Source organism: Rhodococcus sp. NPDC059968, from assembly GCF_042738615.1.
GTDB lineage: Bacteria > Actinomycetota > Actinomycetes > Mycobacteriales > Mycobacteriaceae > Rhodococcus_F.
In genome coordinates this window covers 157,883-183,448 of the sequence record NZ_JBHWUE010000006.1, presented here as the reverse complement: position 1 = coordinate 183,448, position 25,566 = coordinate 157,883, and the positions used below count along the sequence as shown (strand labels likewise).

The 25,566-nt window shown below is 67.6% G+C and carries 23 protein-coding genes, 2 pseudogenes and 2 riboswitches; of the genes and pseudogenes, 11 read left to right on the top strand and 14 right to left on the bottom strand.

The features are described 5' to 3' along the window. The first annotated feature begins 27 nt into the window (after nt 1-27). Nucleotides 28-831 carry an exodeoxyribonuclease III gene (locus tag ACFWAY_RS08965; RefSeq protein WP_378451831.1) on the top strand — a complete coding sequence of 268 codons (804 nt, stop codon included), beginning with the start codon at nt 28-30 and terminating at the stop codon, nt 829-831. A 34-nt stretch (nt 832-865) separates the two neighbouring features. Here ACFWAY_RS08965 and ACFWAY_RS08960 read toward each other — a convergent pair whose 3' ends face one another. Both ACFWAY_RS08960 and ACFWAY_RS08955 read right to left on the bottom strand, forming a co-directional pair. Continuing rightward, on the bottom strand, nt 866-1,228 hold the full coding sequence (locus ACFWAY_RS08960; RefSeq protein WP_378451830.1) for a GNAT family N-acetyltransferase: 363 nt from the start codon (nt 1,226-1,228) through the stop codon (nt 866-868). A 101-nt stretch (nt 1,229-1,329) separates the two neighbouring features. Continuing rightward, on the bottom strand, nt 1,330-1,716 hold the full coding sequence (locus ACFWAY_RS08955; protein WP_378510476.1) for a GNAT family N-acetyltransferase: 387 nt from the start codon (nt 1,714-1,716) through the stop codon (nt 1,330-1,332). Nucleotides 1,717-1,849: 133 nt separating this feature from the next. Beyond that, a riboswitch (TPP riboswitch) is annotated at nt 1,850-1,957 on the top strand. Here ACFWAY_RS08955 and thiC point away from each other — a divergent pair. Then, nucleotides 1,950-3,596: a phosphomethylpyrimidine synthase ThiC gene (gene thiC / locus ACFWAY_RS08950; RefSeq protein ID WP_378510475.1), complete on the top strand. Its 1,647-nt coding sequence runs from the start codon at nt 1,950-1,952 to the stop codon at nt 3,594-3,596. It overlaps the preceding riboswitch by 8 nt. Before the next feature lie 10 nt (nt 3,597-3,606). After that, nucleotides 3,607-4,452, top strand: a complete 846-nt coding sequence (gene thiD, locus ACFWAY_RS08945; protein WP_037240610.1) for a bifunctional hydroxymethylpyrimidine kinase/phosphomethylpyrimidine kinase — start codon at nt 3,607-3,609, stop codon at nt 4,450-4,452. 32 nt (nt 4,453-4,484) lie between these two features. On the opposite strand, the gene ACFWAY_RS08940 is transcribed toward thiD, so the two are convergent. The 7 genes from ACFWAY_RS08940 to thiO all read right to left on the bottom strand — a co-directional run bounded on the left by ACFWAY_RS08940 (nt 4,485) and on the right by thiO (nt 10,894). Next, complete coding sequence (locus tag ACFWAY_RS08940) at nt 4,485-5,339, bottom strand: adenylate/guanylate cyclase domain-containing protein (RefSeq protein WP_378451827.1); 855 nt, start codon at nt 5,337-5,339, stop codon at nt 4,485-4,487. A 52-nt stretch (nt 5,340-5,391) separates the two neighbouring features. Continuing rightward, nucleotides 5,392-6,846, bottom strand: coding sequence for a M20/M25/M40 family metallo-hydrolase (locus ACFWAY_RS08935; protein WP_378451826.1), 1,455 nt, complete (start codon nt 6,844-6,846; stop codon nt 5,392-5,394). Nucleotides 6,847-6,991: 145 nt separating this feature from the next. Then, on the bottom strand, nt 6,992-7,786 hold the full coding sequence (locus ACFWAY_RS08930) for an ABC transporter permease (protein WP_378510474.1): 795 nt from the start codon (nt 7,784-7,786) through the stop codon (nt 6,992-6,994). Further along, a complete protein-coding gene (locus ACFWAY_RS08925; RefSeq protein WP_378451824.1) occupies nt 7,786-8,727 on the bottom strand; it encodes an ABC transporter ATP-binding protein in 942 nt (313 codons plus the stop codon). The genes ACFWAY_RS08930 and ACFWAY_RS08925 overlap by 1 nt, the downstream gene beginning before the upstream one ends. 112 nt (nt 8,728-8,839) lie before the next feature. Further along, a complete protein-coding gene (locus ACFWAY_RS08920; RefSeq protein ID WP_378451823.1) occupies nt 8,840-9,607 on the bottom strand; it encodes a thiazole synthase in 768 nt (255 codons plus the stop codon). Beyond that, nucleotides 9,600-9,824 (bottom strand): sulfur carrier protein ThiS, encoded by a 225-nt coding sequence (gene thiS, locus ACFWAY_RS08915; protein WP_378510473.1) that lies wholly within the window; start codon nt 9,822-9,824, stop codon nt 9,600-9,602. The genes ACFWAY_RS08920 and thiS overlap by 8 nt, the downstream gene beginning before the upstream one ends. Nucleotides 9,825-9,826: 2 nt before the next feature. Then, nucleotides 9,827-10,894: a glycine oxidase ThiO gene (gene thiO, locus ACFWAY_RS08910; protein ID WP_378451821.1), complete on the bottom strand. Its 1,068-nt coding sequence runs from the start codon at nt 10,892-10,894 to the stop codon at nt 9,827-9,829. Continuing rightward, a riboswitch (TPP riboswitch) is annotated at nt 10,891-11,005 on the bottom strand. It overlaps the preceding gene by 4 nt. A 24-nt stretch (nt 11,006-11,029) precedes the next feature. Here thiO and thiE point away from each other — a divergent pair. After that, on the top strand, nt 11,030-11,728 hold the full coding sequence (thiE, locus tag ACFWAY_RS08905) for a thiamine phosphate synthase (RefSeq protein ID WP_378451820.1): 699 nt from the start codon (nt 11,030-11,032) through the stop codon (nt 11,726-11,728). Here the strand turns inward: thiE and ACFWAY_RS08900 are convergent, their stop codons facing one another. After that, the gene (locus ACFWAY_RS08900; protein ID WP_378510472.1) at nt 11,729-12,487 is read right to left on the bottom strand and encodes an NUDIX domain-containing protein; all 759 of its coding nucleotides are present in this window, start codon (nt 12,485-12,487) and stop codon (nt 11,729-11,731) included. 124 nt (nt 12,488-12,611) lie between these two features. Here ACFWAY_RS08900 and ACFWAY_RS08895 point away from each other — a divergent pair, with 124 nt between their 5' ends. From ACFWAY_RS08895 to ACFWAY_RS08885, 3 genes are read left to right on the top strand one after another with little or no spacing between them, the layout of a single operon-like run. Beyond that, nucleotides 12,612-13,994 carry a hypothetical protein gene (locus ACFWAY_RS08895; protein WP_378510471.1) on the top strand — a complete coding sequence of 461 codons (1,383 nt, stop codon included), beginning with the start codon at nt 12,612-12,614 and terminating at the stop codon, nt 13,992-13,994. Then, nucleotides 13,991-14,971, top strand: coding sequence for a glutamate ABC transporter substrate-binding protein (locus ACFWAY_RS08890; protein ID WP_378510470.1), 981 nt, complete (start codon nt 13,991-13,993; stop codon nt 14,969-14,971). The genes ACFWAY_RS08895 and ACFWAY_RS08890 overlap by 4 nt, the downstream gene beginning before the upstream one ends. 8 nt (nt 14,972-14,979) lie before the next feature. Beyond that, nucleotides 14,980-17,301 carry a tetratricopeptide repeat protein gene (locus ACFWAY_RS08885; RefSeq protein WP_378451816.1) on the top strand — a complete coding sequence of 774 codons (2,322 nt, stop codon included), beginning with the start codon at nt 14,980-14,982 and terminating at the stop codon, nt 17,299-17,301. Nucleotides 17,302-17,304: 3 nt separating this feature from the next. Here the strand turns inward: ACFWAY_RS08885 and ACFWAY_RS08880 are convergent, their stop codons facing one another. Beyond that, the gene (locus ACFWAY_RS08880; RefSeq protein WP_378510469.1) at nt 17,305-18,498 is read right to left on the bottom strand and encodes an acetate kinase; all 1,194 of its coding nucleotides are present in this window, start codon (nt 18,496-18,498) and stop codon (nt 17,305-17,307) included. Beyond that, nucleotides 18,495-20,615 carry a phosphate acetyltransferase gene (gene pta, locus ACFWAY_RS08875; RefSeq protein ID WP_378510468.1) on the bottom strand — a complete coding sequence of 707 codons (2,121 nt, stop codon included), beginning with the start codon at nt 20,613-20,615 and terminating at the stop codon, nt 18,495-18,497. Before pta ends, ACFWAY_RS08880 begins: the two co-directional genes overlap by 4 nt. A gap of 62 nt (nt 20,616-20,677) precedes the next feature. Between pta and ACFWAY_RS08870 the strand changes: the two genes are divergently transcribed. Next, nucleotides 20,678-21,187, top strand: a complete 510-nt coding sequence (locus ACFWAY_RS08870) for a nitroreductase/quinone reductase family protein (RefSeq protein ID WP_378510467.1) — start codon at nt 20,678-20,680, stop codon at nt 21,185-21,187. On the opposite strand, the pseudogene ACFWAY_RS08865 reads toward ACFWAY_RS08870, so the two are convergent. After that, nucleotides 21,133-22,361, bottom strand: a pseudogene (locus ACFWAY_RS08865) (HNH endonuclease). The gene ACFWAY_RS08870 and the pseudogene ACFWAY_RS08865 sit on opposite strands and share 55 nt — an antisense overlap. A 118-nt stretch (nt 22,362-22,479) precedes the next feature. On the opposite strand from ACFWAY_RS08865, the gene ACFWAY_RS08860 reads away from it, so the two are divergent. Continuing rightward, nucleotides 22,480-23,142 (top strand): CatB-related O-acetyltransferase, encoded by a 663-nt coding sequence (locus ACFWAY_RS08860; RefSeq protein WP_378510466.1) that lies wholly within the window; start codon nt 22,480-22,482, stop codon nt 23,140-23,142. Nucleotide 23,143: 1 nt separating this feature from the next. On the opposite strand, the gene ACFWAY_RS08855 is transcribed toward ACFWAY_RS08860, so the two are convergent. Beyond that, complete coding sequence (locus tag ACFWAY_RS08855) at nt 23,144-23,416, bottom strand: hypothetical protein (protein ID WP_378451810.1); 273 nt, start codon at nt 23,414-23,416, stop codon at nt 23,144-23,146. Nucleotides 23,417-23,671: 255 nt separating this feature from the next. Here ACFWAY_RS08855 and ACFWAY_RS08850 point away from each other — a divergent pair, with 255 nt between their 5' ends. Next, the gene (locus tag ACFWAY_RS08850) at nt 23,672-24,586 is read left to right on the top strand and encodes a diiron oxygenase (RefSeq protein WP_378451809.1); all 915 of its coding nucleotides are present in this window, start codon (nt 23,672-23,674) and stop codon (nt 24,584-24,586) included. A gap of 90 nt (nt 24,587-24,676) precedes the next feature. After that, nucleotides 24,677-25,367, top strand: a pseudogene (locus tag ACFWAY_RS08845) (ATP-binding cassette domain-containing protein). The last annotated feature ends 199 nt before the right edge of the window (nt 25,368-25,566 follow it).

Genomic DNA, 25,566 nt, shown 5'->3' with positions numbered 1-25,566 from the left:
TCGGAGAGTGCCGCTAGGGTGGCTGCCGTGCGCATCGCAACCTGGAACGTGAACTCTGTTCGTGCCCGTACCGACAGGATCCTGGACTGGCTCCAGCGGTCCGACGTCGACGTGCTGGCGATGCAGGAAACCAAGTGCAAGGACGAGCAGTTCCCGTACGAGCGTTTCCGCGAACTGGGCTACGAGGTCGCGCACGTGGGCCTCAGCCAGTGGAACGGGGTCGCGATCGCGTCCCGTGTGGGTCTCGACGACGTGCAGATCGGATTCGAGGATCAGCCCGGTTTCCACAAGGACCCGGAGGTCGCGCCCGCGCAGGAAGCCCGTGCCATCGGCGCCACGTGCAACGGCGTCCGCATCTGGAGCCTGTACGTCCCCAACGGCCGTGAGCTGACCGATCCGCACTACACGTACAAACTCGACTGGCTGGCGAAGTTGCACACCGACGCGGTCGGGTGGCTGGAGCGGAACCCGGATTCGCAGATCGCGCTGGTCGGCGACTGGAACGTGGCCCCCACCGACGAGGACGTCTGGGATCCGGCGCTGTTCGAGGGCAAGACGCACACGTCGGCCCCCGAGCGTGAGGCCTTCCAGGCATTCGTCGAATCCGGATTCGCCGACGTCGTCCGGCCGCACACCCCCGGTCCCGGTGTCTACACCTACTGGGATTACACCCAGTTGCGGTTCCCGAAGAAGCAGGGAATGCGCATCGACTTCGTGCTGGGGTCGCCCGCCCTCGCCGGCCGCGTCGACAAGGCTGAGATCGACCGCAACGAACGCAAAGGCAAGGGCGCCAGCGATCATGCGCCGGTCATCGTCGACCTCGGCGACTGAGACCGCAGCACACCGATCGCCACGGCGGCCGAGGCTACTCGGCGACCAGAACGTCGAGATGCTCCGGATTCAGTGCCAGGTAGTGCCGGACATACGTGCAGATGGGACGGACTTTCCAACCACGCCGACGCGCCGAGCCGAGCGCCTCGCCCACGAGGACCGCGGCCAGCCCTCGCCCACCGAACTCTTCCTTGACGACCGTGTGCATGAACGCGACCACCTCACCCGGCTTCGCTGTGAATCCGGGGATGTCGTCCTCGTCCCGATAGCCGAGGATGCCGACCAACTCGTCCCCCAGCCACAGATCGAATCGTTCGTGGGCAGGATTGTCGAGCACGCGAGCATCAGCGGCCGTGATGTTCCCCGACGACTCGGAACTGTTCGAAATGTGATCCATGCCACTCATCGAATCAGTAAGGCGACATCCCCGCGCGCGGAATCGCCGCCCCCGGAACCGTTTCGTTGCCGACGAGTACTCGATTCGTGCCCCGACCGTCGTCAGCCCTCCACCTGGACGACGAGGTCGCGGTACTCGGGGTGTGCCGACACGAAGCGCTGCACGTACGTGCACACGGGCCGGACCTTCCAGCCGTACCCGCGGGCGAGGTCGAGGGAGCGCCCCACCATGAGGGCGGCGAGTCCGCGGTGGCCGAAGTCCTCCACGATCACCGTGTGCATGAACGAGACCACCGGCGCCTGCCGCCCCCGACTCTTCGGACCCGGCGGCCGGGCTGCCACCACTCCCACGCCGGCACCGGCGCCGGGCGGCGTGTCCGCGAGGTCGAAATATCCGAGGATGCCGACCAGGTCACCACTCAGGCGTAGCTCGAATCGGTTCTGATCGGCGTTGTCGATCACGTCCACAACCTGCGCGTCCGTCAGCATGGCTATCTCCTGGGGGTATGTGTCGTAATCGAAATGTGATGTTCATCACCCTTTATACCGATGCCGGGAACCGCTGTCCAAGTTTCACCCGAATGTTTACTTTCAGAGATCTCGGTTACAGTTTGCGGGACAACTACACATCCACGGGGGCTCGCACCAGCGGGCTGAGAGGACGGCTAGGGCCGTCGACCGTCGAACCTGTCCGGGTAATGCCGGCGTAGGGAGCATCATCGATGAGCACAAACGTATCTACAGCCACGTCCGTCACCACGGGACCGATCCAGGGCAGCACCAAGCAGTACCTGCCGTCGGGTGACGACGTCCGGGTGCCGGTCCGGCGCGTACACCTCACCAACGGTGAGCACCTCGACGTGTACGACACGTCGGGCCCGTACACCGACACGGACGCCACGATCGACCTGGAAGCGGGACTGCCGCATCTGCGCGCGCCGTGGATCGCCGATCGGGACGGCACCCAACTCGACGCCGCCCGCGCCGGCGCCGTCACCCCCGAGATGCAGTATTGCGCTGCGCGCGAGGGTGTTTCACCCGAGACGGTGCGCACCGAGGTCGCGGCGGGACGCGCCGTGATCCCGGCCAACCGCTGCCATCCCGAACTCGAGCCGATGATCATCGGCAAGGCGTTCGCGGTCAAGATCAACGCGAACATCGGCAACAGCGCGGTCAGTTCGTCGATCGCGGAAGAGGTCGAGAAGATGGTGTGGGCGACGCGGTGGGGCGCAGACACCATCATGGACCTGTCGACCGGCAAGAACATCCACGAGACTCGGGAATGGATCCTTCGCAATTCGCCCGTGCCTGTGGGAACCGTGCCGATCTATCAGGCACTCGAGAAGGTCGGCGGCGACCCGACCGCGCTCACGTGGGAAATCTACCGCGACACCGTGATCGAACAGTGCGAGCAGGGCGTCGACTACATGACGGTCCACGCCGGTGTGCTGCTCCGCTACATCCCGCTGACCGCGCGCCGCGTCACCGGCATCGTCTCCCGCGGTGGGTCGATCATGGCGGCCTGGTGCCTGGCCCATCACCGGGAATCGTTCCTGTACACCCACTTCGACGAACTGTGTGAGATCCTCCACCGCTACGACGTCACGTTTTCGCTCGGTGACGGTCTGCGTCCCGGCTCCATCGCGGACGCCAACGACGAGGCCCAGTTCGCGGAACTCCGCACCCTCGGAGAGCTCACGAAGATCGCGAAATCCCATGGGGTGCAGGTGATGATCGAAGGCCCCGGGCACGTGCCGATGCACAAGATCGTCGAGAATGTGCGCCTCGAGGAGGAGCTGTGCGAGGAGGCGCCGTTCTACACCCTCGGGCCGCTCGCCACCGACATCGCGCCGGCGTACGACCACATCACGTCCGCGATCGGCGCGGCGATGATCGCGCAGGCAGGCACCGCGATGCTCTGCTACGTGACCCCCAAGGAACACCTGGGACTGCCGAATCGGGACGACGTCAAGACCGGGGTCATCACGTACAAGATCGCGGCGCACGCCGCGGACCTCGCGAAGCAGCATCCACGGGCGCAGGAGCGGGACGACGCACTGTCGAAGGCGCGGTTCGAATTCCGCTGGCACGATCAGTTCGCGCTGTCCCTCGACCCGGATACCGCCCGGGAGTTCCACGACGAGACGCTGCCCGCCGAGCCGGCGAAGACGGCCCACTTCTGCTCGATGTGCGGTCCGAAGTTCTGTTCGATGCGGATCTCCGCCGACGTCCGCGAGTACGCGCAGCGACACGGACTCGATTCGGTCGAAGCCATCGAGGCAGGCATGGCCGAGAAGTCGAGCGAGTTCGTCGACGCAGGTGGCCGCGTGTATCTGCCCGTCGAATCCGTCACCTCAGAGAATCGGTAAGGTCCCCTTCGTGAAGCTGCTGCCCCTGACCCCCGACGGCCAGACCCCCGTCCGTGTCCTCACCATCGCCGGCACCGATTCCGGCGGTGGCGCCGGGATCCAGGCCGACTCGCGGACGATGGCGCTGTGCGGCGTCCACGCATGCGTCGCGGTCGCCGCGGTGACGGTGCAGAACTCGGTGGGCGTCAGCGGTTTCCACGAGATTCCGCCGGAGACCGTGGCCGCACAGGTGCGGTGCGTCGTCGACGACATCGGGGTCGGGGCAGCGAAGACGGGCATGCTGGCGTCGACGGCCATCATCGAGGCCGTCGCCGCCGTGTGCACCGAGGTCGGGATCGGCCGCGACCAACCGGTCCCGCTGGTCGTCGACCCGGTGTGCGCGTCGATGCACGGAGATCCGCTCCTGCACGCCGAGGCACTGGACGCCGTGCGGAACACGCTGATCCCGATCGCCACCGTGGTCACGCCGAACCTCGACGAGATCCGGTTGATCACCGGCATCGAGGTGGTGGACGACGCGACCGCGCGCCGGGCCGCCGAGGCGCTGCACGCGCTCGGGGCGCAGTGGTCGATCGTGAAGGGCGGGCATCTCCGGACGTCGGCGTCGAGCACCGATCTGCTGTTCGACGGCGACACGTTCCTCGAGTTCAGCAGTCCCCGCATCGACACCGGCAACGACCACGGCGGCGGCGACACCCTCGCGGCCGCCATCGCGAGCGCTCTCGCCCACGGGTGGTCCGTGCCCGACGCGGTGGCGTTCGGCAAGGAATGGGTCACCAAGTGCCTGGAGGCGTCGTATGACCTGGGCGCCGGTCACGGCCCCGTCTCCCCCCTGTGGCGACTCCGTCACTCGTGAGTACTTGTTAACGTCCGGCGGTTAACAAGTACTCACGGGCGGCGGAGCCGCAACCGCCAGATACCGAGGTCGGAGGGCACCCCGCTGGGTGCGGGGGCGAAGAAGGCGCGTCGCCACGGTTTGACACCGACACCCAGTTCGTCGAGGGTGCCCGGCTGCAGACTCGACAGCGTGGCGGACGACGCCATCACGTTGCCGTCGCCGCCCAGTTCCATCATGCGCGCCGCGATCGTCACGTCCACGCCGAGCCAGTCGCTGCCGATCTGCCGGGGCACGCCGGTGTGGATGCCGACGCGCATGCGGGGGCGGTAGCCGTCCACCTCCACCTCCGCGAGCGCTTCCTGTGCGGCGAAGACGGCGTCGATCGCGCGATCCGGGCTGGGGAAGACGGCCATCACCCCATCCCCGAGTCGTTTCACCACGTGCCCGCCCCGGTCGACGATGGGGGTCTCGACCGCTCGGGCAACGTCACGCAGCAGGACCAGGGTGGCGCTGTCGCCGGCCGGCAGCGACCAACTCGAGAACCCGACCAGGTCGGTGAACACGATGGTCACCTCGCGCGTTCCCCGACCGCGTCCGGTGCGCTCGAGCAGGGCCTGCCACACCTGCAGCGCGCCGAGGCTCATCTCGCGGGACGCCCCCGGCTGATGGTCGAGGAAGCGATCGGCTACGCGGGCGATGGCCCGTGCGCTCCCCGGTCCCGCTGTCGACAGTGGGTCGCCGAACGCGGGATCACCGGGCAGCGCGCGACGAACCCTCCGCAGCCCTTCGATCAGCTGCGGCTGCCGGTTCACCGATCCCACCCAGCCCAGAACCTTGTCGCCTCGTTTCGGTGTCTGCGCAGCGTCGAGTTCGGCACTGTTCTCTTCGGCCGGGTCGTCGCTCACGAGAGTAAGGGTAACCCAGCGTCACATGCACAAACGCGTGACGAATCGGACATCACTCCGCGGCCCGCGCCTTCTCCCGATCCGCGCCGGTGGGGACACCGTTCGGCCCGGCGAGGGACTCCGCGTACACCCCGACGGCGTACGCGACCGCGGCGGCATTCTTGGCGAGCGCGGCCCGGTTCACGTTCTCGAGGGTGTCGGTCGCGCTGTGGTAGTTCTCGTCGTACACCACACCCGGGGTGCCGCCCCACTTCTGCGCCTGCTCCGGGGTCTTCGTCTCGTCGGCGCCGCTGAACACGCCGCCCGAGGGGATGCCGTGCTCGATGAACGGACCGTAGTCGGATCGGCCGTCGAAGTCCGTGCCGTCCGCGGCGACACCGTTGCCCTGGAGGAACTCGGTGAACGTGCGCTCGATGCCCGCGGAACCCTCGGGTCCGGGCCCCTCGCCGACGTTGTCGGAGTTGTCGCCGTCGTACGCCAGGTAGCCGGCGTTCTCGGAACCGAGCATGTCGAAGTTCAGGTACAGCGCGATGTCGTTCCGCTGGTCCTCGCTGAGGCTGTTCACATAGGCCTCCGAACCGAGCAGACCCAATTCCTCGGCGCCCCAGAACGCGAAGCGCACCGCGTTGTCGACGTCGGGCGAACCGCCGAGTTGCACGGCCGTTTCGAGGGTCGCGGCGACGCCGGTGCCGTTGTCGTTGATGCCGGGACCGTCCGGGACGCTGTCCAGGTGGGCGCCGACCATCACGACGTCCTCGGCCGAACCGGTCTTCGTCTGGGCGATGACGTTGCGAGCAGTGCTCGACTCGGTGGTGGTATCGAGCGTGAGGATGACATCACCCCCGGCCTGCTCGAGTGCGGCACCGTCCGCCTTGCTCACTCCGCCCGTGGGCACCTTTCCCACGTCCGGGTCGCCGAGGGTTCCGCCGCTCATCGGTCCGTCCTCGTTGTTGACGACGATCACGCCCACGGCGCCGCGCTCCGACGCGAACTGCTGCTTGGCCGCGAACGGGCACACCCCGCGGTTGACGAGGACGATCGCCCCGGTCACGTCGAGGCCGTCGTAATCGGTGACCTCGCATCCCGGACTCTCGTCCTTGGGGGCGGGCACCAGGCGGGCGGTGATCCCCTCCGGACCGGTGGACGGTGAATACGACAGTGCACGCACCTCGAAGTCACGGTCGCCGGACCTGAGCGCCTCCGTCCGCACGTCGAACTTGTGGAACTCGAATTCCGGTGTCTCGACGTCGAAGCCCTTGTCTTCCAGCACCTGTGCGACGTAGTCGACGCTGGCGTCGTAGCCGGAAGTGCCGGCCGCGCGGTTGCCGTCGTTGTTCCCGGCGATCGTCTGCAGTTGCTCCAGATGCCCCACCACACCGCCCTCGGTGACCGAAGCCGCGAGAGCGCTCGCATCGACCGGCGGCGAATCGGGTTCGCTCGTCGACGAGCATCCGGCCAAGAACATCGCACCGGCCACTCCGACTGTGAAGGCTCCCCGTAGTCGCATGTCGGGAGCCTAACGCAGAAGCACCTGTGGGCCGGCGCGAATGGATTTCGCACCGGCCCACAGGCTCCCGCCCCACCATCACCCTCAGCCAGGTCTCCCGACGATCACCTGGCGGAGGAGCGGGGCGAAAGTACTGTATCGGGTGTCAGGCGTCGCGCTTGTTGACGACCACCAGGCCGGCCCCGAAGATCACGAAGACGAACACCGCGAAGTACACCAGGCTGCCCCACGGGCCCCAATGAAATTCGACCCCCTGCGGCGCCCCCAGGAAGTTGTTGGCGTTGAGGAACGGCAGGAAGGGCATGATCTTCTCGCCGAACGAGCCGAACAGGTTGAACAGGCTCTCGATCAGCAGCGGCCACAACAGCAGCAGGGCGATCGCGCCCGCCGACTGGCGCAGCAGTGTGCCGATACCGACGGCCAGAACCACGCACAGGAACGCGTAGATCGGGACGCCGTAGATCGACCGCCACGCGTCGTCACCCGACAGTGTGAGCGCCGCTCCCGCCTCGTCACCTGCAGTCGCCTTCGCGATGGCGTACGCGCCGAACGTGAGCACGAACGTCAGCACGGCGCCGAACGCGCCGATCAGGCCGGCCTTCGCGACGAGGACGGACGCCCGGTTCGGGATGGCCTGGAACGTGGTGCGGATGACGCCGAACCGGTATTCGCTGGTCACGGCGAGCGCCGCGAGGATCATCAGGACCAGCACACCGAACCCGGAGACACCGCCGACCGCGTCCGACATCTGCGGCAGGAACGGATCGAAATCCGGTTGCCTACCGTCCGCGATCTGGTTGTTGAAGGAGTTGATGCTGGCCTTCGCGCTCAACCCGATTACCGCGGCGAGACCGAGACCCAGCACGATGATGATGACGGTGCACCACCACGGCGACCTCGTCGACGTGATCTTGATCCGTTCGGCATTGAGAACAGCCATTACAGTGCACCCCTCATCACATCTTCGACGCCCTCTGCGTGGTACTGCACGTCGTCTCCGGTCAACTTCATGAAGGCGTCCTCCAGCGATCCGCGCTGAGATGCCAACTCGTGCAGGACGATGCCCTGCGAACCAGCGATCCCGCCGACGACGTCCGTCGACGAATCCACCACGACGAGCGCCTGCTGCCCGTCGGATCCGTCCTCGCGCACGGTGAGTCCGTTGGACGTGAGCGCGCTACGCAGCGCGTCCAGCTGTGGGCTCCGCACGCGTACCGTCGATTCCGAGGACTTGCTGACGAACTCGGACACGGTGGTGTCGGCGATCAGACGCCCCCGGCCGATGACCACCAGATGTTCTGCGGTGAGCGCCATCTCGGACAGCAGGTGGCTCGACACCAGCACGGTGCGCCCCTCCGTCGCGAGGCGCTGCATGAACTTGCGGATCCAGACGATGCCCTCCGGGTCGAGCCCGTTCACCGGCTCGTCGAACAGCAGCACCTTCGGGTCGCCGAGGAGCGTGGCGGCCAGGCCCAGTCGCTGGGACATGCCGAGCGAGAACCCGCCGGCCTTCTTCCCGGCCACCTCGGTGAGCCCGACGAGGTGCAGCACCTCGTCGACCCGGCTCTTCGGCAGCGAGTTGGACGCCGCCATCCACTGCAGATGGGCGCGGGCCGAGCGATTGGGGTGCACCCACTTCGCGTCGAGCAGAGCCCCCACCGTCCGTAGCGGCTGCACCAGGTCGCTGTACGGTTTGCCGTCGATCAACGCGCTGCCCGCCGTGGGGCGGTCCAGCCCGAGGATCATCCGCATCGTCGTCGATTTGCCTGCACCGTTCGGGCCGAGGAAGCCGGTGACCATACCCGGCTTCACGTTGAACGTCAGGTTGTCCACCGCCTTCGTCGCACCGAAGGTCTTCGAAAGTCCCCTCACTTCAATCATGTGAGAAGGATGCCGGAACCTGCGGCCGGCGCGCATCGGCCGCAGGTCTACTCCCGACTCGTCCCCTGGTACCGGTCGGACCCTGAGCGGGACCCCGACGCGACCCCGAGGACTACGACGACGCCTGCGCCCAGAACCGTTTGGGAATGCGGCCTGCGTGACGTGCCTCGTACCCCGCCACCACGGCCCCGCGCATCGCCGACGCCATGAGCGCCGGGTCCTTCGCCCTGGTCACAGCCGTGGCCAGCAGCACGGCGTCGCAGCCGAGTTCCATCGCGAGGGTCGCGTCGCTGGCGGTCCCGATGCCGGCGTCGAGGATGACGGGGACCCCCGCGCCCTCCACGATCATCTCGATGTTGTGCGGGTTCGCGATACCGAGCCCGGTGCCGATCGGCGAACCCAGCGGCATCACGGCCACGCAGCCGACGTCCTCGAGCCTGCGGGCCAGTACCGGGTCGTCGGTGGTGTACGGCAGGACGACGAATCCGTCGTCGACCAGTTGCTCTGCAGCGCTGACCAACTCGATGGCGTCGGGCAGCAGGGTGCGTTCGTCGGCGATGACCTCGAGTTTCACCCAGTCGGTCTCGAGCGCCTCACGGGCGAGTTGCGCCGTCAGCACCGCCTCGGCAGCACCGCGACACCCGGCGGTGTTGGGCAGCGGCGCGATGTCGAGCCGGCGCAGCAGGTCCAGCACCCCGGTGCCGCCGGCGGCGTCGACGCGACGCATCGCGACCGTGGTCAGCTCGGTGCCGGACGCGACGAGCGCCTCTTCGAGCACCGTGAGGTTGGCGGCGCCGCCGGTACCCATGATCAACCGTGAACCGAACGTGCGGCCCGCGATCGTGAGGCCCTTCTGCACGCCGGACGTCGCGTCAGCCACCCTGCACCGCCGTGAGGATCTCGATCTCCCAGCCCCGGACCACGAGTTCGTCCCACTGGGCGCGCGGGAACACGGCGCCGTTCACCGCCACCGCGATGCCCTTGGTGGGCAGGTTCAGCACCTCCAGCAGCCCGGTGACGGTCAACGGTTCCGTGAACTCGTGGTCCTCGCCGTTGACGCTGATGCCGATCGGCACCACTACTTGCCGCTCACTCATCTCTACCTCGCTACTTTCTCGAAACGTTCGGGGTCGGCGGCTTTCGCCTCTACCAGTGCCGAGCCCTCCAACAATGCCACCGTCGCGTCGGCGGTCACCGGGGTGAGCAGGATGCCGTTACGGCCGTGTCCCGTCGCCACCACGACCCGATCGGACACCCGGCCGATCAGCGGCAGGTTGTCCGGCGTCATCGGACGCAGACCCGCCGAGGTCTCACGCAGTTCGTACTCGCCGATGGCGGGCATCAGCGCCTCGGCGTCCGCGATCAGGTCCCGGACACCGGCCACCGTGACCTGCGTGTCGTTGCCCGACTCGGACTGGGTGGCGCCGACGACGATGCCGTCGGCACGCGGCACCAGGTAGGCGGGCCTTCCGTGCACGCTGCCGCGGATGGTGCGGCCCGGCGCGGGGGTCACCCCGGGACGCGAGCGCAACCGCAGGATCTCGCCCTTCACCGGGCGAACCGGAAGCCCCGGCCACAGGGCCGGTGACGCGATGCCCGCGGTGACGACGATCTGGTCCGTGTCGAGCCGGTCGAGGCTGCGCACGGCCTCCCCGATCAGCTCCACTCCGGCGTCGACGGCGCACCGCTGCAACGCCTGCAACAGCAGCCTGTTGTCCACGGCCAGCTCGTCGACGGCCAAGAGTCCCAACCGGACTCCGCGACCCAGCATCGGCTCGAGGGCCCGGACTTCGGCACGGTTGAGAATCTGCAGTTCCCGCCCCTGCGCACCCACCCATTCGGCGATGGTCCGCAGGTCCTCCGCGTCGGCGCCGTCCAGCGCGACGGTGAGCGAACTCTCCGACGTGAACAGCTCGACGCCGGCTCCGGCCTCGAGTTCCTTCCCGAATTCGGGCCACCGGTCGAGCGACGCGCTCCCCAGTTCGAGGACGCTCTCCTCACCGGGCCAGCCCTCGGACAACGGGGCGAGCATGCCGCCCGCCACCCAGGACGCTCCCGAACCGATCGACGGGTCGTACAGCCGTACCGACCAGCCGTTGCGGGCTGCTCGCCACGCAACGGACAGGCCGATCACTCCGCCTCCGACGACGGATACCGATCTCGCCATTGAACTCCACCTCACTTCCTGCGCCGGCATGATCCGGGTCAGGTATGACGGTCGGGCTCGGCGTGAGCCCCTCTCAGCCCCACGTTCCCCGGGACTCCCGTGTTGCACTTTCACCGTAGAGGCTACCGTCATGCCGTGACCACCTCGCATCACAGCAACCTCACGGACCGTCGGCGTCGCCTCGGAACAGCACGTTTGTACCTGTGCACCGATGCTCGGCGCGACAAGGGCGACCTGGCGCAGTTCGCCGAGGCCGCGCTGTCCGGCGGCGTCGACATCATCCAGCTCCGCGACAAGGGCTCGGCCGGAGAGAAGAAGTTCGGCACGATGGACGCCCGGGACGAACTGGCGGCGCTGTCGGTGCTCGCGGCCGCGGCCAGGCGGCACGGAGCGCTGCTCGCGGTCAACGACCGCGCCGACATGGCGCTGGCGGCCGGGGCCGACGTGCTGCACCTCGGCCAGGGTGACCTGCCCGTCCCGTACGCACGGACCGTGGTGGGCTCCGACGTCCTGATCGGCCGCTCCACCCACAGTCGCGCTCAGGCCAGCCTCGCGGCGATCGAGGACGGCGTCGACTACTTCTGCACCGGACCGGTGTGGGCCACCCCCACCAAGCCCGGGCGGACCGCGTCGGGCATCGATCTGGTGCGATCGACCGCCGACTCCGAGCCGAACCGCCCGTGGTTCGCGATCGGCGGCATCGACGAGTCCCGCGTTCCGGAGATTCTCGCCGCGGGGGCCTCCCGCATAGTCGTCGTGCGAGCGATCACCGAGGCCCGCGACCCGCAGGCCGCCGCGCGCTCGCTGTCTGCCCTGTTGCAGCAGAACGCATAGTTACGGCTGGTCCAGCCAGTCCAGCACCGTGGCAGGCGGCAGGACCACGACGGTGGCCGGCAACTGTTCGATCAGGTCGGGGTCGGTGGTGACGACTGCCGTCAGCGTTCCCAGCGTGGTGCCGTGGCCGGCCGGCTCGGCGAGGCGACCGACCGCGTCCAGGGTCTCGAGCACCTCGACGCGCGGCAGCCACCCGTAGGTGCCGTCGGGCAGGTGAACCGTGCGGGGTAGGGCCTTCGACAACTGCGCAAGCGCGCCGCGTTCGCCCAGCACGTCGTGCCTGTCGAGCAGCAATCGCACCTCGGTGGTGCGCAGTTGCGGCCACCCTGCTTCGAATCCGGGGTGCAGCGGCAGCCCGGCGACGTCGGTTTCCCGCACCCAGCGCAGTTCGGTGCTCTCGCCGTTCGCGACGGTGGGCAGCGGGCGCTCGGCGTCGGCGATCACCGTGGTGTAACTCCAGCCGCTCGCGGCCTTCATCGTGACGACCTCGGTGCGGACGCGGATGGCCGCGCTCTCGATGCCGGCTTCCTCGTGCGCCTCGCGTACCGCGGCGTGGGTGGTGGTCTCGTGGCTGTCCCGGGCACCGCCGGGCAGCGCCCACGTACCGCCCTGGTGACTCCAGGCCGCACGGTGCTGTAGCAGCACGGCCGGCGTCTCGTCCGAGAGCGGCGCACGCAGCAACAATCCCGCCGCACCGTGCTTGCCCCAATGACGACTGCCGTCCGGCCCGGTTGCCCAGCCGTCACCGTCACCACGCATCGACTACCCCTGTCCGACCTGATGGGTCTCCCTACAGTTCCCTCACACTAACGGTTTCTTCCGGAACTGCCCGTCGGCAGTCGTGAACCGACCGCTGCTTATATGCTCCCCCCAAGGTGCGGCCATGACACGGGAGGGGTGCGAGGTGGTTCTGCGTGAGGCACCGTCGATCGAACCCCAGGGCAGCCGCGCATTGTCTGCCGCCGCGGACGACGACGTCGACCCCGCGGTGGCACGCCGCAAGGAACTGCGCGCGTTCCTGGTGTCGACTCCCGCCAAGCTCACCGCCCTCGGCGCCCTCCTGGTTCTGCTCACCCTCACCGCCGGATTCGTGGCCGCCTCGACGGTGAACGGCAGGGAGGCCACCCTCGACAGTGTCCTCGCGGAGACTGAACCGCTGTCGTTCTCGGCGCAGAACCTCTACAGCGCCCTGTCCGTGGCGGACGCCGCGGCCACGACCGCGTTCATCTCCGGCGGTCTCGAACCTCCCGAACTCCGGGACAAGTACGCGCAGGCGATCGGCACGGCCTCCGCCGACCTCGTGTACGCGTCGGGCGGACTCGCGGCGAGCGACGTGGACAGCCGCCGCCTGCTCGCCTCCATCTCCACCGACCTCAGCGTCTACTCCGGTCTCGTCGAGACCGCGCGGGCCAACAATCGCACCGGTCATCCCGTCGGCGCGGCCTACCTCAGCGAGGCGTCCGCACTGATGCAGACGAGCATGCTGCCGATGGCGCAGCAGTTGCACGCCCAGCAGGAAGCCGACGTCGCGGACACGCAACGGGACTACTCTCGTCCGCCCTGGCTGGCGCTGACCCTGATCCTCGTCGCACTCGTCGCGCTGCTCGTCGCCCAGATCGTCATCGCGAGGCTCAGTCGCCGCACGTTCAATCTCGGGCTGATCGTGGCGTCGACGTGCACGGCGATCCTCCTGGCGTGGATGCTCGTCGCCGGGCTGGTCTCCTCCCTCGACACGAAGCGGGCACTGACCGAGGGCGCCCGCCCGATGCACGAGTTGACCGCCGCCCGCATCCTGGCCCAGCAGGCACGCACCGAGGAGACGCTCAAACTGGTCCGCCGCGACTCGAACGGTGACTACGACGCCGTCTTCGAGGACAAGTCCGGTCAGCTCGACACCCTGCTGTCGAGTTACCCCCACGACGGCGACCGCGCGGTCGGCCACGCCGAGGTGGCGCGGGCGCAGGAGGCGTGGACGCGCTGGTCCTCGGCACACGACCGCATGAACGAGATCCTCGCCAAGGGCGACTTCGTCTCGGCGGCAATGGTCGCCATCGGACCGGGACCCTCGGATTCCGCGGCTCAGTTCACCGCCGTCGACGACGCGCTCACCGACGGAATCGGGACCGCCCGCGACCGTCTGCGGGCGAACGTCGAATCCGCGGCCCACGTGCTGACCGCGCTCGGTTCCGGTGCCCTCGTCCTGACGCTGATAGCGTTCGGCGGAATTATCATCGGGTTGTGGCCTCGGTTGAGGGAATATCAGTGAGGGGGCGCCGGATCGCGCTGGTGCTCGTGGCGGCCACGTTGCTGATCGGCGGGTGCGCCGAGTCGAGTCCGGAGCACGTCGGATCGCCGAGCGTGTCGTACACCGAGCCCCCGCTTCCCGCGGCCGCGACGCCGGCGCCCGAGACCAGTGCGGCGCCGCCGACTCCGGAGAGGGACTGCGGCGATCCCACCGCGAGCCTGCGTCCATTCCCCGACACCGACGCCGCAGCGCAGATGCCGACGGTCGACGCCATCCGCGCACGGGGGCGTCTCGTCGTCGGCCTCGACACGGGCAGCAACCTGATGAGTTTCCGCGACCCGGCGACCGGTGCCATCCAGGGCTTCGACGTCGACATTGCCCGGGAGATCGCACGGGACCTGTTCGGCGATCCGGACCGGCTCGAGTACCGCATCCTCACGTCGGCGAATCGTGAGAAGGCACTGCAGGAGTCGATGGTCGACATCGTGGCCAAGACGATGACCATCACCTGCGACCGGAAGGAAAGGGTGGCGTTCTCCTCCGAGTACTTCGAGGCGCAGCAGCGGGTCCTCGTCGTGAAGGGCTCCCCGATCCGCAGCGCCGCCGACCTGGACGGGAAGCGGGTCTGCGTCGTCCGCGGCACGACGTCGCTGACACGGCTGCAGCAGGTGGCGCCCACCGCGGACATCCTGACGGTCCCCATGTGGTCGGATTGCCTGGTGGTCCTGCAACAACGGCAGGTCGACGCGGTGAGCACCGACGACACGATCCTCGCCGGTCTGGCGTCCCAGGATCCGTACCTCGAGATCGTCGGAGACAGCATGGGCGCCGAGCCGTACGGCGTCGGCATCACCAAGTCGAACGAGGACCTGGTGCGGTTCGTCAACGGCACGCTCGAACGCATCCGCAACGACGGTACCTGGACCAGGATGTACGACCAGTGGCTGTCGATGCTGGGGCCGTCCCCCGCCCCGCCGTCCGCCGCGTACCAGGATTGAGGGGACGCATGCCGCAACACTCGAAGAATCCGGAGTCCACCGACCCGGACATCGCCACCCAGGCCGCCGTCCGGGAACCCGAAGAGGACGCCACCCAGGCCGCGGTCCGGGAAGAACCGGACGAGGGTCCAGCCACCCAGGCCGCGCCGACGTCCCGGCCGTCCGGCGCGTCCGGCACCGGCCGCTCGACGCGCTCACCGCGCACCCGGTCCGGGCAGCGCCTGCGTCTCGGCGGCGGTCTCGTCGAGGTTCCCGTCGTGAAGACACTCGACCCGGCGTCCGCCGTGACGACCGACCCGAAAGTACCCGAGAGCAAGCGCTTCTGCTGGAAATGCAACAAGCCGGTCGGCCGCACCAGTGCCACGTCGGGGGGTTCCGAGTTCGGTCTGTGCCCCTCGTGCGGAGCCACGTACGACTTCCGGCCGCTCCTCGGCCCGAACGAGTTGATCGGCGGCCAGTACGAGGTGCAGGGCTGCATCGCGCACGGCGGCCTCGGCTGGATCTATCTGGCCATCGATCGCAATGTCAGCGACCGCTGGGTGGTCCTCAAGGGCCTGTTGCACTTCGGCGACGCCGAGGCTCAGGCCGTGGCGGTGGCCGAACGCCAGTTCCTCGCCGAGGTGGCCCACCCGAGCATCGTGAAGATCTTCAACTTCGTGGAACATCCCCGGTCGGACGGGACCCCGATGGGCTACATCGTCATGGAGTACGTGGGCGGTCATTCGCTGCGGGACGTCCTGTCGACACACACGAAGCCCGAGCGCATGCCGGTCGAGCAGGCCATCGCCTACGTACTCGAAATCCTTCCCGCACTGGCGTATCTGCACTCCACCGGCCTGGTGTACAACGACCTCAAACCCGACAACGTGATGGTCACCGAGGATGCCCTCAAATTGATCGACCTCGGGGCCGTCGCGGGCATCGAGGACTACGGTTACCTGTACGGCACTCCCGGGTATCAGGCGCCGGAGATCGTCAAGACCGGCCCGACCGTGGCGTCCGACATCTACACGGTGGGGCGCACACTCGCCGTGCTGACGCTCGACATGCCGTCCGACAAGGGCCGGTATCTCGACGGGATCCCGTCCCCCGAGCAGGCGCCGCTCCTCGCGGAATACGAGTTCTTCCATCGACTCCTGTTGCGCGCCACCGACCCCGATCCGAACCGGCGTTTCGCGTCGGCCGAGGAAATGGCGGGTCAGCTCACGGCGGTACTGCGGGAGGCCCTCGCGCAGCAGACCGGCGAGGAGCATCCCGGACTGTCGACCGTGTTCAGCAAGCAGAGAACGACTTTCGGCACGGACGGGGCCGTCGAGCAGACCGATGTGTACGTCGACGGCGTCGAACGGGACGAGAATCTCGATCCGCAGTCCGTGGCGCAGGCGTTGGCGGTGCCCCTGATCGACCCGACCGATCCCAACGCCCCACTCCTGGCCGCCGCGGTGCACAGCGAACCGCAGCAGACGCTGGATTCCATTCGGCACGCGCGCGAGAACGGTATCGAACGGGTCGTCGGCGACCTGGACACGTCGTTCTCCCGGGAACTCACGCTCGCCGAGATCAAGGCGCACCTCGATCTCGGTGACGCCGCCACCGCCACCGCACTCCTCCACGACGTCGAGGGAGACATGGGCGGGAACTGGCGCGTCGACTGGTACGCCGGACTCGCGACGCTCATCGACGGCGACTACGAGACGGCGTTCTCCCGTTTCGAATCCGTGCTGCAGGCGATGCCCGGGGAGACGGCTCCCAAACTTGCGCTGGCCGCCACCGCCGAACTGATTCTGCAGCACTGGGAGAGTTCCGATCCCCACCAGTGGCGGACGTTCGCCGAGAAGTACTACCGGACGGTGTGGCGCACCGACCACAGCATGGTGAGTGCGGCATTCGGGCTGGCGCGGCAACTCACCGACCGCGGAGATCTGCCCGGTGCCATCGCCGCCCTCGATCAGGTTCCCGCGACCTCCCGGCACTTCACGATGGCCCGGATGACGAGTGTGCTGATGCTGTTGTCCGGCAAGCCGATCGAGGAGATCGACGAAGCAGCCCTCCGGGAGGCTGCACTCCGTGTCGCCGCGCTCGCACCCGAGGAGAGCCGGGCACTGCAGATGCGCACGCTCGTACTGGGCACCGCACTGGACTGGATGCGTGCCGGTCACACGTCGGCGACGGAACGCGAGCAGATCCTCGGTGTGCCGTTCACCGAACGGGGCCTACGCAAGGGCGCCGAGGCCGGCCTGAGGGCGCTGGCCCGCAATGCCCCCGAGCGCACTCACCGGTACACCCTGGTGGATCTGGCCAACGCCATCCGGCCCAAGAGCCTGCTGTAACGCTCAGGCCCCGATCAGGTCCGCCGCCGCACGGGCGATCGCGAACTCCTCGTTGGTGGGCACGACCAGCACCTCCACGTCGGACTCGTCCGCCGAGATACGTCGTGCGTCCCGGGAATCCGCGCGGTTGCGGTCGTCGTCGACGACGATGCCGAGGCGCCCCAGCCCGGCCAGGCTGTCGCGGCGCACGTCGACGTTGTTCTCGCCGACTCCCCCGGTGAACGTGATGACGTCGACGCCACCCAGTTCCACCAGGTAGGCGCCGATGTACTTGCGGAGTCGGTGCACGTACACGTCGTACGCCAGCGCCGCAGCCTCGTCGCCCTCACCGACCAGTTTCAGGAGCGCCCGGAAGTCGTTGACCCCCGACAGCCCCTTGAGGCCGGAGTGCCGGTTCAGGAGGTCGTCGATCTGATCGATACCCATCCCGCTGCGGTGCAGGTGCATGATGACTCCGGGGTCGACGTCCCCGGACCGCGTGCCCATGACGAGTCCCTCGAGCGGGGTCAAACCCATGCTCGTATCGACGGCCCGTCCCCCGCGGATGGCGGAGGCCGATGCACCGTTCCCCAGGTGCAGCACGATCTGGTTCAGCTCCGACAGGTCCCGGCCGAGGAACTCGGCCGCCCGCGCCGACACGTACTGGTGCGACGTGCCGTGGAAGCCGTACCGCCGGATGGCGTGCTCCTCCGCGACCGTCCGGTCGATCGCATACGTCGACGCCTCCGCGGGCAGGGTGTGGAAGAACGCGGTGTCGAACACCGCGACGTGCGGGATGTCCGGCAGCTCCTCGCGCGCCACCTCGATCCCGATCACGTTCGCCGGATTGTGCAGCGGCGCAAGGGTCGAGAGGTCCGAGATGGACTGAACCACCGTGTCGTCGATGATCGTGGGTTCGAAGAACACGTCGCCGCCGTGGACGATGCGATGGCCGACCGCGACGATTCCCGCCTCCCTCAACGGTCGGCCCACCTCGGCGACGATGTCCGACACCATCTTCAGCCCGGCCCGGTGGTCGGCGATGTGAACGTGGCGCTCCGCCAATCCGGTGCGATGGTGATAGACGATGCGCCCCTCGGGTTCCCCGATCCTCTCGATGAGACCGGATGCCGAGGACTCACCGGTCTCCGGGTGGATCAGCTGGAACTTGATCGACGACGAACCGGAATTGAGTACCAGTACGGACCCCTCGCTCACTGCTCTGCTCCCTGCGCCTGGATCGCGGTGATGGCCACGGTGTTCACGATGTCCTCGACCAGCGCCCCCCGCGAGAGGTCGTTGACGGGTTTGTCGAGGCCCTGCAACACCGGCCCGACGGCGATGGCGCCGGCACTGCGCTGCACGGCCTTGTACGTGTTGTTCCCGGTGTTGAGGTCGGGGAAGATGAAGACCGTCGCCTTGCCGGCCACCTCCGAATCGGGCATCTTCTTGTCGGCCACACTCTGCTCGATGGCGGCGTCGTACTGAATGGGGCCTTCCACCAACAGGTCCGGGCGACGTTCCCGGACGAGTTTCGTCCCAGAGCGCACCTTGTCGACGTCCGCGCCACTGCCGGAGTCGCCGGTCGAGTACGACAGCATCGCGATGCGCGGATCGATGCCGAACTGGGCTGCCGTCTGCGCCGACGAGATCGCGATGTCGGCCAGCTGTTCGGCCGTCGGGTCGGGCACCACCGCGCAGTCCCCGTACGCGAGCACCCGATCGGACAGGCACATCAGGAACACACTCGACACCGTCGACACCCCCGGTTGCGTCTTGATGATCTCGAACGACGGCCGGATAGTGTGCGCCGTGGTGTGCGCGGCACCGGAGACCATGCCGTCCGCGATTCCCAAGTGCACCATCATGGTTCCGAAGTACGAGATGTCGGCCATCACCTCGCGGGCCCGCTCCACGGTCATGCCCTTGTGGGCGCGGAGCCGCGCGTACTCCTCGGCGAACGGACCGGCGTGCTCGGACGTCCGGGGGTCGAGTACCTGCGCGTCACCGAGGTCGACGCCGAGCTCCGCGGCGCGGCGACGCACCTGCACCTCGTCGCCGAGAATGGTCAGCTCCGCCACCTGACGTTGCAACAATCTCCCCGCCGCCCGGAGGATGCGGTCGTCGTCGCCCTCCGGGAGCACGATGTGCTTGCGGTCGCGGCGGGCGCGGTCGACCAGCTGATATTCGAACATCTGCGGAGTCACCACCGAGGGGATCGGCAGCTTCAACCGCTCCAGCAGGGTGGGTGCGTCCACCCGGAGTTCCATCACACTCAGGGCGGTGTCGATCTTGCGCTGCGAACCGACCGCCACCCGGCCACGGGTCTGAGCGGCCGCGCTGGCCGTGTCGAACGTGCCCAGTTCGGTGGTGAGGATCGGCAACCGCGGCTTGAGGCCGGCCATCAGCTTCGCGATCGCCGGGTGCGGCATCAGCCCACCGTTCATGATGATGCCCGCCAGCGACGGGAATCCTTCGGCCTCATGCGCATTCACCATGGCCAGCAGCACGTCGGAACGGTCGGCCGGGGCGATGACCACCGTGCCCTCCGTCAACCGTTCGAGAATGTGCTCGGCCGTCATTCCGCCCACCATCACCCGCAGCGCCTCGCGATGGAGAAGCTCGGGGTCGCCACTGAACAGGCTGCCGTCGATCGACTCGAGGAGTTCGGCAATGGTCGGTGCGACCAGCAGCGGGATTTCGGGCAGGCTCCACGCGGGCACACCGGTGGATGCCAAAGCGTCGGTGACCGCATCGAGCTGGTCGGGGTCACACCGATTGGCGACCACGGCCAGCAGGTGCGCGTGGTGGGCGGTCAGTTCACCGATGGCGAGCTGGGCGAGTTGGGCGATCTCCTCGGGGGTGCGCCGGGCTCCCTTCACTGCGAGCAGCACCGGTGCGCCGAGGTTCACCGCGATCCTGGCGTTGTAGCCGAGCTCGCTCGGGCTGGCCACGTCGGTGTAGTCGCTGCCGATCACGACGACGGCATCGCACTGCGCCGCCACCTGGTGATACCGGGAGACGATCTCGCTGAGCGCGCCGTCGGGATCGGCGTGGACCTGCTCGTACGTGACCCCCAGGGACTCCTCGTACCCGATGTCGGCGGTCGTGTGCTCGAGGAGCAATTCGAGGATGTAGTCGGTTTCCTGCGTCGATCGGGCGATGGGACGGAAGACGCCCACCCTCGCCGCGGACGCACACAGCATCTGCAGGACACCCAGCGCGATGGTGGACTTGCCGGTGTCCCCCTCCGGTGAGGCGATGTAGACGCTCGACGGCTGGGGACGTGCGTGCGGATTCACGGGTGAGGGTGTCACTGGCGCAGCCATGGCCATAGCGTATCCGGCCGCCGACTCTGGGCGATTGACACCGCACCCGCCCGGCGGTCAGATGACCTATGGCCGAATCACCCTTCCCCGACGTCCGATGGGGCAGCGACAACAGCTTCCTCCGCGAACCTGCCGCCACATTTGCCGCCACCCGACCCGGATCGTGGGTGATCCGGAATCTCGCCGGAGTCGACCGCCGACTCCTCCAGAAGAGCAGGGGGCGCTTCACGATCCTCGGCCCGATCGCCGCACCGGTAGTCCTGCTGACCACGACGGGTCGCAAGTCGGGCGCACTGCGGACGAGCCCGCTCCTGTACTACCGCGAGGGTGAGCAGATCTTCGTCGTGGGCAGCAACTTCGGGCAGGATCACCACCCGGCATGGTCGGGAAACCTCCTCGCCCAGCCGAACGCGAAGGTCACGATCGGCGGGAAGGACATCCCCGTCACCGCTTCCCTGCTCGCCGAACCGGAGCGGACGCGGATCTATCGCGAATTCGACGAGATGGTCCGCGTCTACGGCGTCTACGAGCACCGGACGAATCGCACGATGCGGGTATTCGCTCTCACCGCCTCGTGACCAGACCGCCGCGCCGCGCCCGGGAGCGGTGGCGCGGCCGAGCGGTAGTGGTCGGACCCATTGTCCGCCGTCGTGGCACCCTGATTCCGGCGGGAGCGGATGTGGTCGTGGTGCCGGATCGGCGCATCACACCATGGCGTACGGCACGTCCGATCCCTGAGGTCGATCAGCTTTCGCAGGCTTTTCGGAAACGTGCGCGACTGCGATTCCATCGCCGTCAACGCCCCCGACTGCGGGCATGCATACACCCGCCGCAACGACGTCTCGGTGTCGCTATCGACGGCGTCGGCCACCAACTGCCGGGCAATCCCCGCCGGCACCGGCCCGAAACCCTGCAGCTGCGCCGCCTCCTGCCCGCCGGCCAGCAGCGTCTCGTCCGAGAGCACGAGATTCACCGCCACCGGCACACCCGACGCCACTTCGGCTCCGGTGCCGCGTGCGAACAACAGGTCGACCATCAGCTGATTGCGGGTGCGGCCGCCGCTGTTGCCGGTCGCGATGAGACTGTCCGCGTCACGACCCAGGGTCGCCTGCAGGCACACCGCCTGTTCCACCGGCATCAGCACGCTCAGATACGCCATCGAATCCGGCGCGGGGCGTGTCGTGACGCGCCGTTCCGACACCGCTTTGCGGTGCCTTCGGACCACCGCGGCGGCGTCGAGTTCGACCGCCAACGCTTTCGCCCGTGCGATCAGACCGCAGTCGCCGACCCCGTCGAGGGTGGCCGGGTCCGAGCACAACCGGCGGTCGACGATTCCCCGATCTGCCGCGGACAGGCACGCTGTTTCCCGCACGAGCAACGTCGCACGCCATTCGTTCAACCGGCCGGTCTGCAACATGGCCAGAGTGTGGGCATCTCGTGCACCAGAGCCTGCGCGAACCCCAGATGCCGGCCGCCCCGATTCGGGGACTCCCTGCGTGCCAAGGCAATCTGCGAGGCAATGCCCCGACCCCACTCGGACTGCGGAAGTCGCCGAGCCCTGCGGTCCGCACGAATAATCGTCGCGACGTCGTCGGTGATCACCGCCTGCGCCGCGCACCCGACAGACTTCAACGCCTCGATCGCATCGAGCAAATCGATCCCCACCCCCGCATCCCCGTCAGCGGAAACCACAGGCAGCCGCGCCGTGAACGCACGCAACTCATCCGGATCCGGCGCCATCAACTCCCCCACAACCAACCTCCCCCAAGGTCGTTCGAATGCATGTTCGACCCTAGCAACAGTCCCTGGACAATGGCAATAGCCGTGCCCTCGTAAAAGCGCGGGCAGCACAGCCGCCGTACGCCGAAGAATGGAGACACAGTTGCCCACGAATGCCGCACCGGACCCAATGACCCTGCACCCCGTTTCGGGTCAGCCTCGGGTGGTTTTGCTCAAACCGCTGATCGAGAACCCGCTGATCGAGGTCGGAGAGTACAGCTACTACGACGACCCCGAGTTCGCGGACGAGTTCGAAACGCGCAATGTCCTGCACCATTACGGCCCCGACCGGCTGATCATCGGCAAGTTCTGCGCATTCGCGACCGGGACGACGTTCATCATGAACGGCGCTAATCATCGAATGAGCGGAGTCTCGACCTTCCCGTTTCCGATCATGAGAGGGGCGTGGGCCGAGCATGCCGATCTGCTCGCCGATCTACCGTCGCGCGGCGACACCGTCGTCGGCAACGACGTGTGGATCGGGGGCAACGCGACGATCATGCCCGGGGCGCGAATCGGGCACGGCGCGATCGTCTCGACCGGTTCGGTGGTGACGCGGGACGTGCCGGACTATGCCGTCGTGGGCGGGAATCCGGCCGTTCGCATCAAGGACCGCTTTTCGGAATCCGATATCGCCGCGCTGGTGCGGATCGCGTGGTGGGACTGGCCGATTTCCGTCGTCACCGAACATGTGCGAGCCATCGCCGCAGGCACTGTCGAGCAACTTCAGGAGATCGCCGACGGACTCGGCTGAATCAGCCGCGTGCCGCCTGCGGCGCTTCGGTGTCGAGGTCGAGTTCGAGCTCGCCGTCGTCGGCGAACACGAGGCGCCCGTCGTCGAGAGCGACGGCCCAGCGGTGCACGGGCGCCCAATCCCGTCCGAGGAGCCCCTCCGACTGGGACAGATCCGCGAAATCCTCGATCACGACACCCGGTGCGGGAGCGTCGGGGTCGCGGCGAACCCGAACGCGAGTGCCGACGACGACATCGGGGCCGTGGGGCTGTGCGGCACTCTTCTGATCAGACATGGGTTCATTCCGCTTTCTGCAGGGTGACGCCAGGGCAAGGGATCATCCGGGCCCGCTGCCGAGAACTCACTACAGACGATCGGCAAATTTTGAGCAAGCCTTCGGTCGGAGTTGTGGGGATCATCACCGAGGCCTTGACGTCCGAAGAACTACCCGTCACTTGTCCATCATTTGTACACCAAATACATTGACGTCAAGGAGTTCCTTCGACATGATTAGATGTAACTGTTGGTCACACTGACATGGAGGAATTTCATGGCACGCTCGACGCTCGCTATCCGCAATCCGAAGATCACGGATCGCCAGGACACCGGCGCCCGGCTCCTCCAGTCCTCCGCACGCATGTCATACGACCCGACTGTCGAGGTGGACTGGGACGCGCCCGTCCCCGACGACCTGTACGGCCTCACCCCCGAGTGGTCCTCGCTGTACGGCACGCCGATGTGGGACGAGATGACGTTCGAACAGCAGATCACGCTGACGAAGCACGAGGTGTCCTCGATCATGGGCACCGGAATCTGGTTCGAGATGATTCTCCAGCAGATGGTGATCCGGGACATGTACGCGAAGGATGCGTCGCAGGCCCACTTCCAGTTCGCGTTGACGGAGGTGGCCGACGAGTGCAGGCACTCGGTGATGTTCGCTCGCACCGCCGAGAAGTTCGGTTGCCCGTCCTACGTTCCGCGCAAGTCGGTGGTCACGCTGGGTCGCGGGTTCAAGGCGCTCGCCTCGGGGGAGGTCGCGTACGCCGGCATTCTCGTCGCCGAGGAGATCCTCGACGTCATGCAGCGCGACTGGATGAAGGACACGCGCGTCCAGCCGATCGTCCGCGTCACCAGCAAGATTCACGTGGTCGAGGAAGCGCGGCACATGCGCTTCGCCCGGGAGGAGACCCTGCGACGGGCCCAGGGCATGAGCAGGACGCACCGCGCGGCGAGCCGCGCCTGCATCGCGATCGCGTCGAACCTGATCGTCTCCAGCATGATCAATCCCGCCGTCTATGCGGCAGCCGGATTGGACACCGAACGCGCGTTGCGCGAGGCGAAGAACAACCGGTTCCGGGCGGAGAAGATCCGTGAGAGTTCGCAGCCGCTCATGCGGTTCCTGGACGACGCCGATCTGCTGGGCGGTCCTTCCCGGCACCTCTACAAGCGCGTGAACATGCTCTGATCGTCGAGATCCCGAGGGTGTAGGACCGAATCTGTCCTCAATTGTCTCTAGGTTCTGTGCAACGAGCCTACGACGACGAACGAGGACGTAATGATCCGCACCGAAGGACTGACGAAACACTTCACGCAGGGCAAGAAGACGCTCGAGGCCGTCCGAGAGGTCTCCCTCGACGTCGCCGAGGGCGGACTGGTGGCGCTCCTCGGCCCCAACGGCGCAGGCAAATCCACCACCCTGCGCATGCTCACGACGCTGTTGCCGCCGACGGCGGGCCGAGCGTCGATCGCGGGTTTCGACGTGGCGTCGGACCGCGACCAGGTGCGCCGCAGCATCGGCTATGTCGGGCAGGGCAACGGCGCCGGGCACAACCAGGGCCTCTGCTGACGAGCCGACACCGGCATGGACCCGCAAAGCCGCACCAATCTGTGGGACCACATCCTGCGCTTACGCAGGGAGATGGGCACAACGATCGTGCTCACCACCCACCACCTCGAAGAGGCCGATTCGATGGCCGAACGGGTGATCGTCATCGATCAACCCACGGTCATCGCCGACGACACCGCGGTGACGTTGAAAGCCGAACTGGCCGGCTGATCGTCCTGGCGTTCGAAGACGAAGGATCGGCGCGCGAAGCAGCGGTCGTGCCGTGTTGCCGGAACTGTTGCGCCTCAGCGAATCACGAAGGCTTCGCGTCCTCACCGCAGACCTCGCGCATCCCACACTCGACGACGTCTTCCTCGGACTCACCGGACGCAGCCTGCGCGAAACCAACGCCCACGCCTGACGTCCCACACACCCACTCGGGAAGGAAATCCCAAGCACGGAATTGTTCGAGACAGCATCATCGTGATGAACCGGGAACTGCGTCCGACACTCCGCGACCCGGTCAGCGTCGCCTTCAGCCTCATCCAGCCACCCATCCTGCTCGCCCTGTTCGGCCCGCTGCTGAAGGCCGTTCCCGCGATGGGTGAGGGCGTGTGGAA

Excerpts from the sequence above, each read along its gene's own strand:
- ACFWAY_RS08960 (WP_378451830.1), bottom strand. The coding sequence starts at position 1,228 with ATGGATCACATTTCGAACAGTTCCGAGTCGTCGGGGAACATCACGGCC.
- ACFWAY_RS08955 (WP_378510476.1), bottom strand. The coding sequence starts at position 1,716 with ATGCTGACGGACGCGCAGGTTGTGGACGTGATCGACAACGCCGATCAG.
- thiC (WP_378510475.1), top strand. The coding sequence starts at position 1,950 with ATGAGCACAAACGTATCTACAGCCACGTCCGTCACCACGGGACCGATC.
- ACFWAY_RS08935 (WP_378451826.1), bottom strand. The coding sequence starts at position 6,846 with ATGCGACTACGGGGAGCCTTCACAGTCGGAGTGGCCGGTGCGATGTTC.
- ACFWAY_RS08930 (WP_378510474.1), bottom strand. The coding sequence starts at position 7,786 with ATGGCTGTTCTCAATGCCGAACGGATCAAGATCACGTCGACGAGGTCG.
- ACFWAY_RS08925 (WP_378451824.1), bottom strand. The coding sequence starts at position 8,727 with ATGATTGAAGTGAGGGGACTTTCGAAGACCTTCGGTGCGACGAAGGCG.
- thiS (WP_378510473.1), bottom strand. The coding sequence starts at position 9,824 with ATGAGTGAGCGGCAAGTAGTGGTGCCGATCGGCATCAGCGTCAACGGC.
- thiO (WP_378451821.1), bottom strand. The coding sequence starts at position 10,894 with ATGGCGAGATCGGTATCCGTCGTCGGAGGCGGAGTGATCGGCCTGTCC.
- ACFWAY_RS08900 (WP_378510472.1), bottom strand. The coding sequence starts at position 12,487 with ATGCGTGGTGACGGTGACGGCTGGGCAACCGGGCCGGACGGCAGTCGT.
- ACFWAY_RS08895 (WP_378510471.1), top strand. The coding sequence starts at position 12,612 with ATGACACGGGAGGGGTGCGAGGTGGTTCTGCGTGAGGCACCGTCGATC.
- ACFWAY_RS08885 (WP_378451816.1), top strand. The coding sequence starts at position 14,980 with ATGCCGCAACACTCGAAGAATCCGGAGTCCACCGACCCGGACATCGCC.
- pta (WP_378510468.1), bottom strand. The coding sequence starts at position 20,615 with ATGGCCATGGCTGCGCCAGTGACACCCTCACCCGTGAATCCGCACGCA.
- ACFWAY_RS08870 (WP_378510467.1), top strand. The coding sequence starts at position 20,678 with ATGGCCGAATCACCCTTCCCCGACGTCCGATGGGGCAGCGACAACAGC.
- ACFWAY_RS08860 (WP_378510466.1), top strand. The coding sequence starts at position 22,480 with ATGGAGACACAGTTGCCCACGAATGCCGCACCGGACCCAATGACCCTG.
- ACFWAY_RS08855 (WP_378451810.1), bottom strand. The coding sequence starts at position 23,416 with ATGTCTGATCAGAAGAGTGCCGCACAGCCCCACGGCCCCGATGTCGTC.
- ACFWAY_RS08850 (WP_378451809.1), top strand. The coding sequence starts at position 23,672 with ATGGCACGCTCGACGCTCGCTATCCGCAATCCGAAGATCACGGATCGC.